We start from the raw sequence: 13,330 nt of genomic DNA, 5'->3' as shown, positions 1-13,330 counted from the left end.
TTCGAGCGGCATCGGGCGCGGCCTGGGAGGCGGTTCCCCCGAACCAGTGCGGGGGGAACACGGCTGTGGGGAACGCCCAAAGTCAGCGGCTTCGCGAACCGGATTCGCACGGAATGCCGCGGGTAGGATCTGGGCCATGGGGATGGGGCATTCGCACGGGATCGACGGGCATGGGTCGGGGGGCCGTGGGTCAGGCGGCCATGGCGATGGCTACGACGCCGTCGATCATCGGCGACCGCTGATCATCGCCTTCTCCATTACAACCACGATCCTCATCGCGCAGGCGATCGGCTCGATCCTCACGGGATCGCTGGCTCTACTCACCGACACCGCCCACATGCTCACGGACGCGCTGGGGCTCGCTGTCGCGCTCACGGCCGCGAACCTGTCCCTGCGCCCGCCCACCGCGGCGCGCACCTGGGGTTACCGCCGCGTCGAGGTGCTCGCCGCCCTGGGGCAGGCGGCCGTGCTGCTGGCCGTCGGGGTTTACGTCGCCGTCGAGGGGGTCACTCGCCTGTTCTCGCCACCCGAGGTGCCAGCTGGCGAACTGCTGATCTTCGGCATTATCGGCCTGGTCGGGAACATCGTCTCGCTGCTAGTGATCGCGGCGCACCGCACCGCTTCGCTCAACATGCGCGCGGCCTTCCTTGAGGTGGCGAACGATGCGCTCGGTTCCGTTGGTGTCATCGTCGCCGCGATCGTCATCTGGGCGACGGGCTGGCAGCGCGCCGATTCCATTGCCGGTCTGTTCATCGCCGCGCTGATCGTGCCGCGGGCGCTGATTCTGCTCCGCGATGCCGCCAATGTTCTTCTCGAATCCACTCCCGCGCACCTGGATCTGGACGAGGTCCGCCGCCACATCCAGTCACTCGATCACGTTCGGGAAGTCCACGATCTGCACGCCTCCACGGTGGCTACGGGCCTTCCCGTCATTTCGGCGCACGTGGTGGTCGATGACGAGTGCTTCCGCACGGGGCATGCCCCAGAGATCCTGCAGCACCTCAAGGAGTGCGTCCAGGAGCACTTCGAGGTGCCGATCGAGCATTCGACCTTCCAACTGGAGAACCAGGCACTCGCATCGAGTGAGAAGCACAACCACGCGTGACGCGGGGGCACCCGAAATCCGGCTCGCCTAAATGCCTCGCCAAAGAACACAGCGGCCTATGGTCGACGCGCCGCGCAGTCTGCCGTCGCCGCGCGCAGTGAACCGAACGCGCTAGCGGAGGGCAAGCCCGGCTCCGGCCGCGCCAGCCACGATCAGCCAGACGGGCACTCGTCGCGAGACCAGCAGGACGAACGAGCCGAGGGCTATCGCCGCAGTGGTCCAGGACGTCACGCCCGTCACGATGACCGGGTCGTAGCAAGCCGCTGCCAGCAGTCCCACGACGGCGGCGCCGACGGCGGCGACCGCTCGCCCGGCGGCCGGATTCGCGCGCAGTCGTTCCCACAGCGGAATCGCCGCGATGACGAGCAGTGCGGACGGCAGGAAGATCGCGACGAGCGCGATCAGGCCACCCAGCGCGCCCCCTGGGCCGACGGTTGAGACCGTGCCGAGGTAGGCGGCGAAACTGAACAGCGGGCCGGGTAATGCCTGCGCCGTCCCGTAGCCGGCCATGAACGTGGACGAGTCCACCATTCCGCTGGGCACCGTCGCCGATTCGAGGAGCGGAAGCACCACGTGCCCACCGCCGAAGACGAGGCTTCCCGCCCGAAAGCACGCGTCGATCAACCGGACCGTGCCGTCGCCCGTAAGTCGCACCGCAATCGGGAGCGCGACCAGCAGAAACCCGAACATAGCCGCCGCGAGAGTGGCAAGGCGCGGCGACACGACGAGGCGGAACGAGCGCGTGCCATCCGGTGAGCCACTCGTCCGATCCAACGCCTCGGCTGAGCCGCTAACCGTTGCCCCTTCGGTCGTGTCGCCGGGTGCTGCCCCTTCGGTCGTGTCGCCGGGTGCTGCCCCTTCGGTCGTGTCGCCGGGTGCTGCCCCTTCGGTCGTGTCGCCGGGTGCTGCCCCTTCGGTCGTGTCGCCGGGTGCCGGCGAACCGATCGTTTCGCCGACTTCCACCGCCTCAGTGCTCGCCATCGAGGTGGACCTGGATCCAACCGGTGCATGACTGGGCGGCTTGCGGAGATTGCTGCGCTTGCGGAACCGGCGCACGGCCGCCCCACGGCGCTGGGGCAGGCCGCTGGCGAATCCGAGCAGTCCGCTGACGACGACGACGGCCACGTGGATCCAGGGAACGGGCCACAGGAGTACCAGGGCCGCAGCGCTCGCCGCAACGGCCAGCCGCTGGGCGTCGGGGGTGAGCACGCGTCCCATCTGGATGACGGCCTGCAGCACGACCGCGGCAGCCACCGCCTTGAGTCCCGAGATCGCACCCGCCACGGCACTGTTTTCGCTGGTCGCCCATGTCTGGCTCGCATAGCCCGCCCCGATCATCAATGCGGCCGAGGGCAACGTGAAGCCGATCCAGGCCGCAATCAGGCCCGTCATACCGCGGCGTCCCAGGCCGACGAGCATGCCGACCTGGCTTGAACTCGCGCCGGGGAGGAACTGGCTGAGGGCCACGGCACCGGCGAAATCCTCGTCCCGCAACCATCGCCTGCGTCCGACGAACTCCTCGCGGAAGTAGCCGAGATGGGCAATCGGTCCACCGAAACTGGTAAGTCCCAGTCGCAAGAAGACGCGAAAGACGCTGTTCATGCGCGCATCCTACGGTGCCCGGGCGAACGCGAGGAGAATAGGCTCGCTCACCTCACGCGCTAGGGCACGACGCCGCCGTCCGCGCGAATGCGGGAAGATCGTGTCCGCCCAGCTCGGGGTGCCGAAGTCGAAACGGCGACCGCGCGAGGATCCCTGCGCCTACGTCCGCGTCCGCCCTCGTGCCTGCGCCTACGCCTCCGCCTGCGATCACCGTCGCCCTTTTGCCCGCCCTCGTCGCCTGCGGTCTGCTTCTACGCGGGCCGCTTGTGCGATCCGATGAGGTTGGTATTGACCATCCCGATGGCTTCCATCAGCGCGAACATCGTGACCGGTCCGACGTGCCGGAATCCTGCCGCACGCAACGCGGCTGCGAGGGCTTCGGACTCGGGTGAACGGGTGGGGATCTCTGCCAGTGTGGCCGGCGCGTACTTCGTCGCGGGCCGAAACGACCAGACGAGCGCACTCAAGCCGCCAGTCGCGCGCAAGTCGACGGTGGCCTGGGCGCCGGCGATCGTCGCCTCGATCTTGCGTCGGTTGCGGACGATAGCGGCATCCGCCATGAGGCGCTCGATGTCCTCGTCCCCGAAGTCCGCGACGACCTCCGGGTCGAATCCGGCGAATGCCGAGCGGAAGGCGGGCCTCTTGGCAAGGATCGTGGACCAACTCAGCCCCGACTGGAAGATTTCGAGGCTGATGCGTTCGAACAGCCCGCGCTCGTCGCGTACGGGCTCGGACCATTCGTCGTCGTAGTAGTCCTGCAGGAGGCGATTCGCCGCCGCCCAGCGGGGCCGAATGAGCCCGTCCGGGCCGACCACGAGGTCGCTCGCTGCCCGGGTCAAAGGTGTCTGTGCCATCTACTGATTGTGGCCCTGCGCGGTGACAGTATCGCGGCGAATCAGGGGCTGTGGATAACTCTCGGGCGTCACTTCGGCGAGCGCGACGGAGAAATCGTCCACCGGGCGAGGGCCAACCCCGCCGCGATGCCAGCGGCATCGGCGAGGAAATCGACGGGGTCGCCGCTGCGATGGGGAAGGAATAACCCTTGCCAGATTTCGGAGATCGCGGCATTGATCAACAGGGCCGCAGCGATCAACCAAGGGCGGAACCCGAGCCAACCAGCGGTCAGTGCCACCGCGGCGAACATGGCGAAATGGCCGGCCTTGTCGAGGTGGGGAATGCCCGCGCCCGCGCTCGGCCCCGATGGCGAGTACAACGCAATCAACTGGACGATCCCCGCGCAGACGAACAGGATCCAGCGCATCCGAAGCGAGCCCGGTGGTATGGCGATCACGCCCAACAGTGTGGCATGCGAAGGGGCGGCAGCCGGTTCGGATTTTCAGCGTGCTTTGCGAATGGCGCCGATAATGGAAGGAACCGAGGAAAGGCGGAGCGATGGCGGGCAAGACCTGGTACGAGGAATTCAAGATCAGCGGCGATGCGGTTCTCGCGAAGGTGCGCGAACTCATTCAGGCGGGCAACGTGCGTCGCGTCTTTATCAAGAACGATCGCGGCGACACGCTCCTTGAACTGCCGCTCAACACGGGACTGGCCGTGACGGGCGTCGCCGCCCTCGTCGCACCGGCGCTCGTCGCGGTCGGTGCGGTGGCCGCTCTGCTCACGCAGGTGACGATCGGCGTCGAGCGGGAGGGCCGACCGGGCGAGGGGACCGTGTTCGACGGCGAGGTGAAGGATCCTGCGGCGCCTGCCGAATCGAGCGGGGACGAGTCCGCCTAACGTTCGCGAGTCCGCCTAGCGCAGACGGCGGACAACGCTCATCGCGGCGTCGTAGCGCTGAACACTCTCATGGCGCTTTGGGCGCGGGTGGCACGGCTACCGGTGGACTTGGCGCAGCCGAGGCCGACCTCATGACGCTTCGCGCGCTGGCGGCGCCAACCTGTAGTGGCGGCCGCGCAAGGCGAGCACGATTGCGCCGGCGGTCGCCGCCACGAGCGACGCGCCCAGCACGGCCAGCCGGGAATGATCGAGTGCGGGACTGCCTGGCGCGAAAGCGAGCTGGCTGACCAGTAGCGACACGGTGAAACCGATGCCGCTCAGCAACCCGAGCCCCAGCAGATCCGCCCAGGCCATGTTCAGCGTCAGACCGCGTCTGCCGCGAGTCGCGAGGAACGTCGCGGCCAGGATTCCGGCGGGCTTGCCGATCACCAGGGCGGCCGTCACGGCCAGCGTCACGGGATCGGTGAGAGCCGATGCCACACCGGCGCGTCCGCCGATCGCGACGCCCGCGGCGAAGAGTGCGAAGACCGGGACGGCAAGCCCTGCGGACAATGGCGAGAATCGGTGCTCAAACTGGTCCGCGAGGCTCGGTCCTGACCTCGCCGGGGTCGCGGCGCGGGCCTCGTCCTCAATCGGCTGCGCTGGTACGCACAGGCCCAGCAGGACCCCCGCGATCGTCGCGTGGATGCCGCTCGCGTGCATGAATGCCCAGGCGGCAACGCCGATCGGCGCGAGCAATGCCCATGCCGCCCAGCGACGGCGCGCCAACAGCCGGCGGAAACGGCGCGCCAGGACCCCGAACAACGTCACCAGGGCGAGCGAGATCGCCAGCGGAGCCACCCGGATCTGATCGGTGTAGACGAACGCGATGATCACGATCGCGATCAGATCGTCGACCACGGCAAGCGTCAGGAGGAAGACGCGTAGCGATCCCGGTAGCCACCGCCCCACCAGAGCGAGCACTGCAACGGCGAAGGCAATGTCGGTCGCCGTGGGGATTGCCCACCCGGCGCGCAGATCGTTCCCTGCGAGCAGCAGGTAGATCAGTGCGGGCACGGCGACACCGCCCGCAGCGGCGATGATCGGGGTGGCGGCGATGCGCGGATGGCGCAGTTCCCCGTTCGTGAATTCGCGCACGAGTTCCAGCCCGACGACGAAGAAGAATACCGTCAGCAGTCCGTCCGAGGCCCACTGGCCGACGCTCAGATCGAGATGCCACGGCGCGTAGCCTAACCGCGCGTCCCGCAGGGATTCGTAGGCCGCGGACCACGGCGAGTTCGCCCAGATCATCCCGAGCCCAGCAGCGAGGACGAGTAGCCCGCCGCCCACCACGTCCATGCGCAGAAGGCGGCTCAGCCTGGTGAGTGGGGAGGTGGGCGGTGTGCGCTCGCGGCGGGGTGCCGGTTGTGCTGACGTGTCTGGCATAGCGCATCCATGAGGGGTCGGCGACGGGATTCCGGCCCGATGGATCAGGGCCGAGTCGACCAGACTTCCCGACACGCCTGCGTCCATCCTAGGCGATGGCCTGCCCTAGACGGGGGCGAGGGTGCCTAACCGACGGGCGTGGCGGGATCGCCGCCCGTCAGTGTGGATGTGCTGGGGCGTGTTCGGCTCAGCCGAGCACCAGGAAGAATCCGAGGACCGCGGTCAGGGGCACCATGATCGAGAGGACAATCACGGTGAAGTTGAACTGACGCTGCGTCTGCCGTACCTGAATGATTCCCAGGACCAGCGGCACGATGGCCAAGGCGATGCCAGTCCCCAGTCCCGCCAAGCCGGCCACGAGGCCGGCCAGTGCACCGAGACCCTCCTCATCGCTGGCCGCCAGCTGCGATCGAAGGCCTATCAGCGACACGGCGACGACGATGTAGGCCACTGCGAGCACCGACACCGAGATCGTCGCGCGCGTCCGGTCTCGGCTGGTCGGCTCACGCAGTTGCGCGGGGTTGCCGATGGGGGTGCGCAGGAGGCCCGTGGGATCGGTCACGGGAGTTGTGGTAGCGGTTTCCTTGCTCATGCGGAGATAGTACTGGGGATTCCAAGAGTGCGCGCGCCGACTGTGGATAAGTCGGCGATGCCAGGATGCCGACCCTGGACGGGCACTATTCGCGGATGTGTCCGAGCCAGCGGCTACCCTCGTGAGGAGTCGGACAAAGGAGGCGAGGATGGGCGACGTTGCACGTGAAACAGGCGCGCGGTCGGTAGAAGACGATCGCGAGATCGCGCCGGGGTCCGTGCGCACGGACGTCGAACTCGTGGCCGCGCGCGTCCACCAACTTCGCGCGGTCGATCCGCTGGGACGCATCACCGTCATCGTCGATTCGCCCGCGGCCGGGCGGCATCTGCTCCGGGTCCTGGCCGCTAATGCGCCCATATTCAATGTCGAGCCGATCACGCTCGGCACGCTAGTCGAACGATTCTCGAGCGTCTCGGTCGCGCAGGACCAGGAGATCCTGCTTGCCGCCGCGCACACGTGCGGAGCCATCGAGGACTTCGGAGACGTGCGCCGTGAGGTCAGCACCGTCGCGGCGGTCGCGCGGGTCTTCCGCGAGCTTTCGCGGATTCCGGTGGACGAGTGGCCCGCAACCCAATCGGGGGTGAGTTCCATCGTGCTGACTGCCTGCCGGGAGATGGCAGGGTCGCTGTCGGGTGCCCTGGCCCATGACTGGATCGGGGATGCCTCGGTCCGTCTGCAGGGCGACAGCGCGCACGCGAGCTTGGGTTCGATCGTCGCGCACGAGGCGACTTTGCGGCATGGCACACGAGCCGGTTTCGGCCCCGTCATTGCCGCGCTTAACTCGCGCACAGAGGTCGTCGCTCTGGCCGAGTCCACCCAACGGATCCATACGGTGATCGAGGCGGCACATCCGCTTGCGGAGGCACTGGCGGTCATTCAGCGTGTCCTCGCCGCCGGGCCGGGTAGTGGTGGCATCGGTATCGCACTGAGTGACCCGAGCATCTACGCCCGCGAGGTAGCGCACCTCCTCGACGCGGCGGGCATCCCCTGGCACGGTCTCACTGGCCGCACCCTGCTGGAGACCCGCACTGCACGCACGGCGCTGGCGATGATCGCGGTGACACCGGACCTGCGCCGCGATCAGATCAGTGCCGTGGTCGAGCCGGGGCTGATCACCGTGAACGGCTTCCGGCTGCGGTTCGCGGCATTCGAGAACCTGACCCGGCGCACGGGATTCGACGACGGCGGGGTGGCCACACGCCGGTCTGCCGCTGTGGCTGGCGGGGACGACTGGACGCGCCTGAACCTGATCGAAGACGGCGCAGCGGACGAAGAACAGTGGCGCGTCGAGCAGCGTGATGCGACGGCAGAACTGGTCGGCACGTGCGCGCGTCTCGCTACCGCGGCTAGCGGTAACTACCGTCAACTCGGGGCGCAATTGCTGGCGGCCCTTGCGCTGGTGGCCCGCGACTCCGACCCTGCGGAGGCCGGCGCGCGAACGGTCATCGACACGCTAGCGCGGCAGTGGCGTGACCACGGCATGCCCCTGCCATCGTCCGCCCGCGGCGCAGCCGAACTACTTTCTCGCTCGCTGAACGTCGGCGTGAACGCCAATTCGGCTCCGCGCTCGCGCGTGGTCGTGGGTACCGTCGCGCAGATGCGGTCGCTGGACCTGGATCATCTGTTCGTTCTCGGAGCGGGCGAGGGTTCGTGCCCCACCGTGCCCGCGGAAGACCCCCTATTGCCCGACGCCGAACGGCAGCAGGTGACCGGCCTCAGTACGGTGTCCGATCGCATCGCCGAGCAGGGGGAGGACTGGCGCACCGCCCTGCGTGCCGCCCGCGCCGTCACTGTGAGTTACGCGCGCGATTCGCTTCGCTCCAACGTCGAGCAGTTCGCGAGCCGCTACCTCGATCGGGTTCCCGCCGCGAAGCCCGACAGGGTGGTGCGCGTGGGGGGCATCGCCCAGGTGATCCGGGAGGCAGCATCCGATGGGTCTCACGACGGATGGCTGGTGAACGAACACCACTTCCGACTCGCATCCGGGCTTGCGGGCAAGCGTCCCGGCACGGATCACGTCGAACGCTCGCGCGACTGCCGCAATGCGCGCGATGCCGGTCTTCTCAGCGAGTGGAACGGATACGTTCCGGAGGCGGGCCGTCGGTACGTCCGCGATCATTCGGGCGGGGTAGCGGACGAGTATTCCGCGTCCGCACTGGAGAACTACCTCACCTGCCCGCATGCCTACCTCGTGGAGAAGGTGGTGGGGGCCACGCGACTGGATCGCCCCGAGAACGCGGACGAGGTCAAGGCGAAGGACCGCGGGAGCCTCGTCCACAAGATCTTTGAGCTCGTTACGGCCGAATGGACGTCGGGCAGGATTCGGGACGTCGATGAGCTGCGCAGGTGCGCCTACGAGTTCGAGTCCGCATCGATCGCGTCCTTCGAGGCGTCCTTCGCCGTCGGTGACGGTTTTGCGTGGGAGGTGCTCAAGGAGCGCATCCATCACGCTGTGGACGAGTGGTGCCTCGATGTGTCGGCGATGCTGGGCGGAAGTGACGTGGCTGACGGCTCGCCCGGTCCGATCAGCGGGGAGCGAGCGTTCGGCCGCGCTGCCGGACGGCCGGTTTCCTACACCGTGCGCGAGTCGGGTCGCGCGCTGAACCTGCGCGGATCGATCGACCGCGTGGACGTTTACGACACTCCGGACGGTAGGGCCGCACGCGTGGTCGACTACAAGACGGCAAACCCGGACACGTATAAGGACTTCCGCGACCCGGCGCGTGCCGGGTCATTCGCCGACCTCACCGCAGGCGGAAAGCTGGTGCAACCGGGCATCTACCTCGCCGCCGTGCGCGCGGATGCCGATATCGCCGCGCTATGCCCCCGGTCTTGGACGATCGGCTACCACGTGTTCGACGCCCGCGGCGACCTGCGAAAGGCGGAGATGACGGTCACAGCGGATGCCGAAGAAGCATTCGACCAGTTGATGAACGAGATCGATGCCGGTTTCGCGGCCGGATTCTATGCGCCCATCGGCATTGGCGGGCGGTCGCATGCCTACTGCGCCGCATGCCACGTCGGAGTCTTCGATGCCGCGCAGGCGCATGCCGACGCTCTCGCGGAGGCATGGCTGGAGTTGCGCTCCGACGAGACCACCGATTTCAACCGCTCAGGAGTTGAATCATGACGCTGGGGAACGATGTCCGGAGCGGGCTCGCGGACGCGGACAATCGCCACGCTGCCGTGCACCCTGGCACGGCGACGGTCTTCTTGAACGCTGGTGCCGGTACGGGCAAGACGAAGACGCTGGTAGATGCCATCGTGGGACTGCTGGAGGACAACGAGGGCCTGCGGCTCCCCGAGATCGCGGCGGTCACCTTCACCGAAAAGGCCGCCGCCGAACTGAAAGGCCGGTTGCGACTCGAACTGGTGGCGAGGCGGGACCGGTCCCCCGATCGTGCACGGTGGGAAGCCGTGCTCGCCGACCTCGATCTGATGCGGATCGGTACGATCCACTCGTTCGCACTGTCCATCTTGCGCGAGTATCCGCTCGAGGCCGGTTGCCCGCCGGAGATCGACGTCATGGACGATGCCGCTCATGGCGCGATGATGTCCCGGCTGTGGACGGAGGCGATCAGCACGCTGACGACCGACGCGGTCGACTCGACGCTCGCACGCACGATGTACCGGACTTTGCGGAGCCGCGCGACACTGCGCGATGTTGTTGAAAGTCTGGTGACTCATCCCGCGGCACGGCTTCGCCCCGCCCCGGCCACCTGGTCGCATCCGGGTGCCGAAGAACTGCGGCGGGCATGGATCGAGCACTCTGCCAGGAAGTGGCGAGCGGCGCGCGACTACGGACTGGTGGTCGAGGCGCTGATCGAAGCGGAGTTCGACGAACTCGCCTGCCTTCCGATCCTGCTGGACATGGCGCGTCCTACCGATGCCATGCTGGACGGCGACAACCCGAGTCCGCTTGCACCCGTACTCGTGGACCTGCAGCAGTCGCTCTGCGACAGACTCCTGCGCCGCTGGCTGGCGCCCGTGGGGGAAGTGATCGACAGGTATCGCGCCGAGCGGATACGCACAGGACAGCTGATGTTCGATGACATCATCTCGCTGGCCCACGGCCTGCTTACCGACCCCGCAAAGGCCGATGTCCGCCGCCGGCTTCGCGCCAAGATCCGGCACATCTTCGTGGACGAGTTTCAGGACACCGACGCCCGCCAGGTCGGGATCGTGACGAATCTCCTCGCGGAGGAAGACGCGGAAGTCGTCCACCTCGCAGGGGGTGAGGACGTGCCTCGCGTTCGTCCCGGATCACTGTTCGTCGTCGGCGACCGCTTGCAGTCGATCTACGGGTTCCGCGGCGCCGACGTGCGCCAGTACGAGCGAGTTCGCGATGCCTGGGGCGCTCTGACCGGGACCGGTCAGGTACTCGACCTCACCACGAACTTCCGTTCCGAACCGGCGTTGGTGGACTGGTTCAACGACCTGTTCGCCACCTGGTTCTCGGACGCGAACCCCAATAATGGCGGTTACTGCGGGCTCACGTCACCGCCGGGCTGGCATTCCGCCGAGGTCAGCGAACCCGACTATGGCCCACTCGTCACGGCACTTCGCGTTGGTCCGGGAACCGACGCCGAAGATTGGGTACCGCAGCACGTAGACCTATCCGGCAAGATCTCGTCCGAGGTCGCGCGTGCTGCCGAGGCGGAGGCGATCGTCTCGGCTTTGGCGGCGGCCACGGGACTCGACGTATCCGATCAAGACCTGCCGGGCAGTGGCGCTCACGCACCGAGGGCCCTCCTGGCATCGCAGCCCTGGCGTGCCATAGTCGGCATCGATCGAGAAACCGGGGAGCCAATCCGCCGGCCGATCACGCCCGGCGATTGCGCCATCCTTGTTCCCGCCAAGACGGGTATCGCATCGCTGCTGCGGGAACTGCGCCGTCAGGGCTTGCCGTTCCGCGTGCAGGGTTCCGCGCTGCTGCATCAGACACCGCAGATCATCGAGGTCGCGAGGATCGTACGAGCGGTAGCCGATCCCACAGACGAGATCGCCCTGGTCGAGGCGCTGCGCACCAGCCTGCTCGCGTGCTCGGACGCCGACCTGTATGCGTGGAGCCAGTTGGTCGGCCGCTACCGCTGGAGCCCGGGCATCGACCTCGATGATTCCCTGCTGGAAGGCGGCGAGCGCATCGCCGTTCACCGGGTGCGAGATGCGCTCTCGACACTCGGCGCCTGGCGCGCTAGCGCCCACGACGCGGTGGCGCTCGTCGAGGCGATCCTGTTCCAGACCCCGGCACTCGATATCGCCGACGACTGGGATCAGGCGGGCGAGCAGTGGGGCGCCTACACGTTCCTGCTCGACGAGACCCGCGCCTGGCAGGACGCGACGGGTGGCGCGCTGTCCTCCTTCGCGGAGCACCTCGAGGCGCTCATCGACCCTGAATCGAAGGCCCCCGATACCAGCGTCATAGGCGAGGGTGACGCGATCGAGGTCATGACTATCCACCAGGCCAAGGGACTGACCTTCCCAGTGGTCGCTTTCTGGGGGCTGTCGAGCAGCAAATCGGTGAAATCTGACAGCGTGATCGCGAGCGCTGACGGCGACATCGAGCTGTCGATCAAGGCTCCGTTGCAGACGGCCGGGATCGCGGCGGCTCGCTCGGCGGCTGCCATCGCCTCCGACGCCGAACGAGAGCGTCTTTGGTACGTCGCGTTCACGCGAGCCAGATCACACGTCATCATGGCAGCGTGCGCGACTGGCCGCGACGGCTCGCTGAAGGCACAGGTCGGCGGCCCCGTCTTCGCGGCGCTCGCTGCGGCGCACGACCGGGGAGGGACGAGCGACGGTCGGTTCGGCTGGGCGACGAGAATCGTCCGCGGGGCGCCTTTGCCCCCGCCGCCGGGCGATGCGCTTCAGGACGAGACCTCCGTAGCATTTCCCACCGTTGATGAGTGGCGCGCGAGCCACGACGCGGCAATCGCTACCCTGCCCGCGCAGACCTACGAGGTCGTCACTGAGCGCGCCCACGCCCTGGGAAACGATGCCGCCATCCTCGGTGGGGGCGAGTCGGCATCGACGACGAGGGGAGAGGCGCCGATCGGTGACGCAGGCAACGACGTAGGCGCGAACAATTTGGGTGCAGGACTGGGTAGTGCCTTCGGCAGCGCCGTTCACCTGGCGCTGCAACTCGCTCATGCCGGTTTTAGTCCTGGACAGGCGGCGGCGAAGGCCGTGGCCGACACGGACCTGGAAGACGATGCAGCTCCCACTGTTGCTCGCTTCGCGGCTTCGTGCCAGGCGCGGCTGGACGAACTTGATCTGCAGCCTGCCAACTACTGGTTCGAGGCACCCGTGGCCGACTTCTCGTTCCGCGACAGCCTGAAAACATCGTCTGCCCACAATGTGCAGCAGAGTGCGGCTCGCTATGACGAATCAGGCGATCAAGCGACTCCGGCGGTTTCAGGGCTGATCGGCACCGCCGACTTCGTCTACGTGGCCGATGGTGCAGTGCACGTGCTCGATTTCAAGACGGACCGCGCGATCGCTCCCGAACAGAAGGCCGCCTACCTGCGACAGGTCGCGGCGTACCGCGACGTCATCGCGGCGGCTACCGGCCTTGCACCAGGCAGGGCACTGCTTTGCCATGCCAGGGCGAACGGTCCGGCGGACCTGATCGGATAGAGCCGATCACCGCCACGACCATAAATCACTTCGCGAAAGATCAATTGACACTCATAGTCTGCAGGTTTAGGCTCGATCCGGCAGATGGCAACGTTGTCAGATGCTGAGGTGAAGTCGCTGGGAGCAAAGTTGCTCCCAGGCGTGATTTCACGCGCATCAATCTGAATCGATACGACTCGGATCAGCGGCCCATCCCATGGAGCCGTACGGATCGAGCCGTTGGGACACCTTCGCGG

At 67.4% G+C, this 13,330-nt stretch carries 9 protein-coding genes; 4 read left to right on the top strand and 5 right to left on the bottom strand.

Annotated elements, in window-relative coordinates; all coding sequences use genetic code 11:
- Nucleotides 1-136 precede the first annotated feature (136 nt).
- Nucleotides 137-1,105, top strand: a complete 969-nt coding sequence (locus FB461_RS08670) for a cation diffusion facilitator family transporter (RefSeq protein ID WP_211349878.1) — start codon at nt 137-139, stop codon at nt 1,103-1,105.
- Between the two features lie 111 nt (nt 1,106-1,216).
- Here the strand turns inward: FB461_RS08670 and FB461_RS12310 are convergent, their stop codons facing one another.
- From FB461_RS12310 to FB461_RS08650, 3 genes are all read right to left on the bottom strand, one after another.
- Nucleotides 1,217-2,707: a chromate transporter gene (locus FB461_RS12310; RefSeq protein ID WP_246046158.1), complete on the bottom strand. Its 1,491-nt coding sequence runs from the start codon at nt 2,705-2,707 to the stop codon at nt 1,217-1,219.
- Nucleotides 2,708-2,958: 251 nt separating this feature from the next.
- Nucleotides 2,959-3,561, bottom strand: coding sequence for a DNA-3-methyladenine glycosylase I (locus tag FB461_RS08655; protein WP_142121161.1), 603 nt, complete (start codon nt 3,559-3,561; stop codon nt 2,959-2,961).
- Nucleotides 3,562-3,629: 68 nt separating this feature from the next.
- Nucleotides 3,630-4,004: a VanZ family protein gene (locus FB461_RS08650; RefSeq protein WP_142121159.1), complete on the bottom strand. Its 375-nt coding sequence runs from the start codon at nt 4,002-4,004 to the stop codon at nt 3,630-3,632.
- Between the two features lie 95 nt (nt 4,005-4,099).
- On the opposite strand from FB461_RS08650, the gene FB461_RS08645 reads away from it, so the two are divergent.
- The gene (locus FB461_RS08645) at nt 4,100-4,441 is read left to right on the top strand and encodes a DUF4342 domain-containing protein (RefSeq protein ID WP_142121157.1); all 342 of its coding nucleotides are present in this window, start codon (nt 4,100-4,102) and stop codon (nt 4,439-4,441) included.
- A gap of 129 nt (nt 4,442-4,570) precedes the next feature.
- Here the strand turns inward: FB461_RS08645 and nhaA are convergent, their stop codons facing one another.
- Both nhaA and FB461_RS08635 read right to left on the bottom strand, forming a co-directional pair.
- A complete protein-coding gene (gene nhaA / locus FB461_RS08640) occupies nt 4,571-5,866 on the bottom strand; it encodes a Na+/H+ antiporter NhaA (protein WP_170222678.1) in 1,296 nt (431 codons plus the stop codon).
- Between the two features lie 187 nt (nt 5,867-6,053).
- Nucleotides 6,054-6,458, bottom strand: a complete 405-nt coding sequence (locus FB461_RS08635; RefSeq protein ID WP_142121151.1) for a hypothetical protein — start codon at nt 6,456-6,458, stop codon at nt 6,054-6,056.
- A 148-nt stretch (nt 6,459-6,606) separates the two neighbouring features.
- Here FB461_RS08635 and FB461_RS08630 point away from each other — a divergent pair, with 148 nt between their 5' ends.
- Together FB461_RS08630 and FB461_RS08625 are read left to right on the top strand one after the other, a co-directional pair.
- Complete coding sequence (locus FB461_RS08630; RefSeq protein ID WP_142121148.1) at nt 6,607-9,588, top strand: PD-(D/E)XK nuclease family protein; 2,982 nt, start codon at nt 6,607-6,609, stop codon at nt 9,586-9,588.
- The gene (locus tag FB461_RS08625; protein ID WP_142121144.1) at nt 9,585-13,094 is read left to right on the top strand and encodes a UvrD-helicase domain-containing protein; all 3,510 of its coding nucleotides are present in this window, start codon (nt 9,585-9,587) and stop codon (nt 13,092-13,094) included. Before FB461_RS08630 ends, FB461_RS08625 begins: the two co-directional genes overlap by 4 nt.
- Nucleotides 13,095-13,330: the final 236 nt, after the last annotated feature.

It is taken from the genome of Rarobacter faecitabidus, assembly GCF_006716265.1.
Taxonomy (GTDB): domain Bacteria; phylum Actinomycetota; class Actinomycetes; order Actinomycetales; family Cellulomonadaceae; genus Rarobacter; species Rarobacter faecitabidus.
This window is presented reverse-complemented; position numbering and strand designations above follow the sequence as displayed.

Coding starts and splice junctions, on each gene's coding strand:
- FB461_RS08655 (WP_142121161.1), bottom strand. CDS start 3,561: ATGGCACAGACACCTTTGACCCGGGCAGCGAGCGACCTCGTGGTCGGC.
- FB461_RS08625 (WP_142121144.1), top strand. CDS start 9,585: ATGACGCTGGGGAACGATGTCCGGAGCGGGCTCGCGGACGCGGACAAT.
- FB461_RS12310 (WP_246046158.1), bottom strand. CDS start 2,707: ATGAACAGCGTCTTTCGCGTCTTCTTGCGACTGGGACTTACCAGTTTC.
- FB461_RS08630 (WP_142121148.1), top strand. CDS start 6,607: ATGGGCGACGTTGCACGTGAAACAGGCGCGCGGTCGGTAGAAGACGAT.
- FB461_RS08635 (WP_142121151.1), bottom strand. CDS start 6,458: ATGAGCAAGGAAACCGCTACCACAACTCCCGTGACCGATCCCACGGGC.
- FB461_RS08645 (WP_142121157.1), top strand. CDS start 4,100: ATGGCGGGCAAGACCTGGTACGAGGAATTCAAGATCAGCGGCGATGCG.
- nhaA (WP_170222678.1), bottom strand. CDS start 5,866: ATGCCAGACACGTCAGCACAACCGGCACCCCGCCGCGAGCGCACACCG.
- FB461_RS08670 (WP_211349878.1), top strand. CDS start 137: ATGGGGATGGGGCATTCGCACGGGATCGACGGGCATGGGTCGGGGGGC.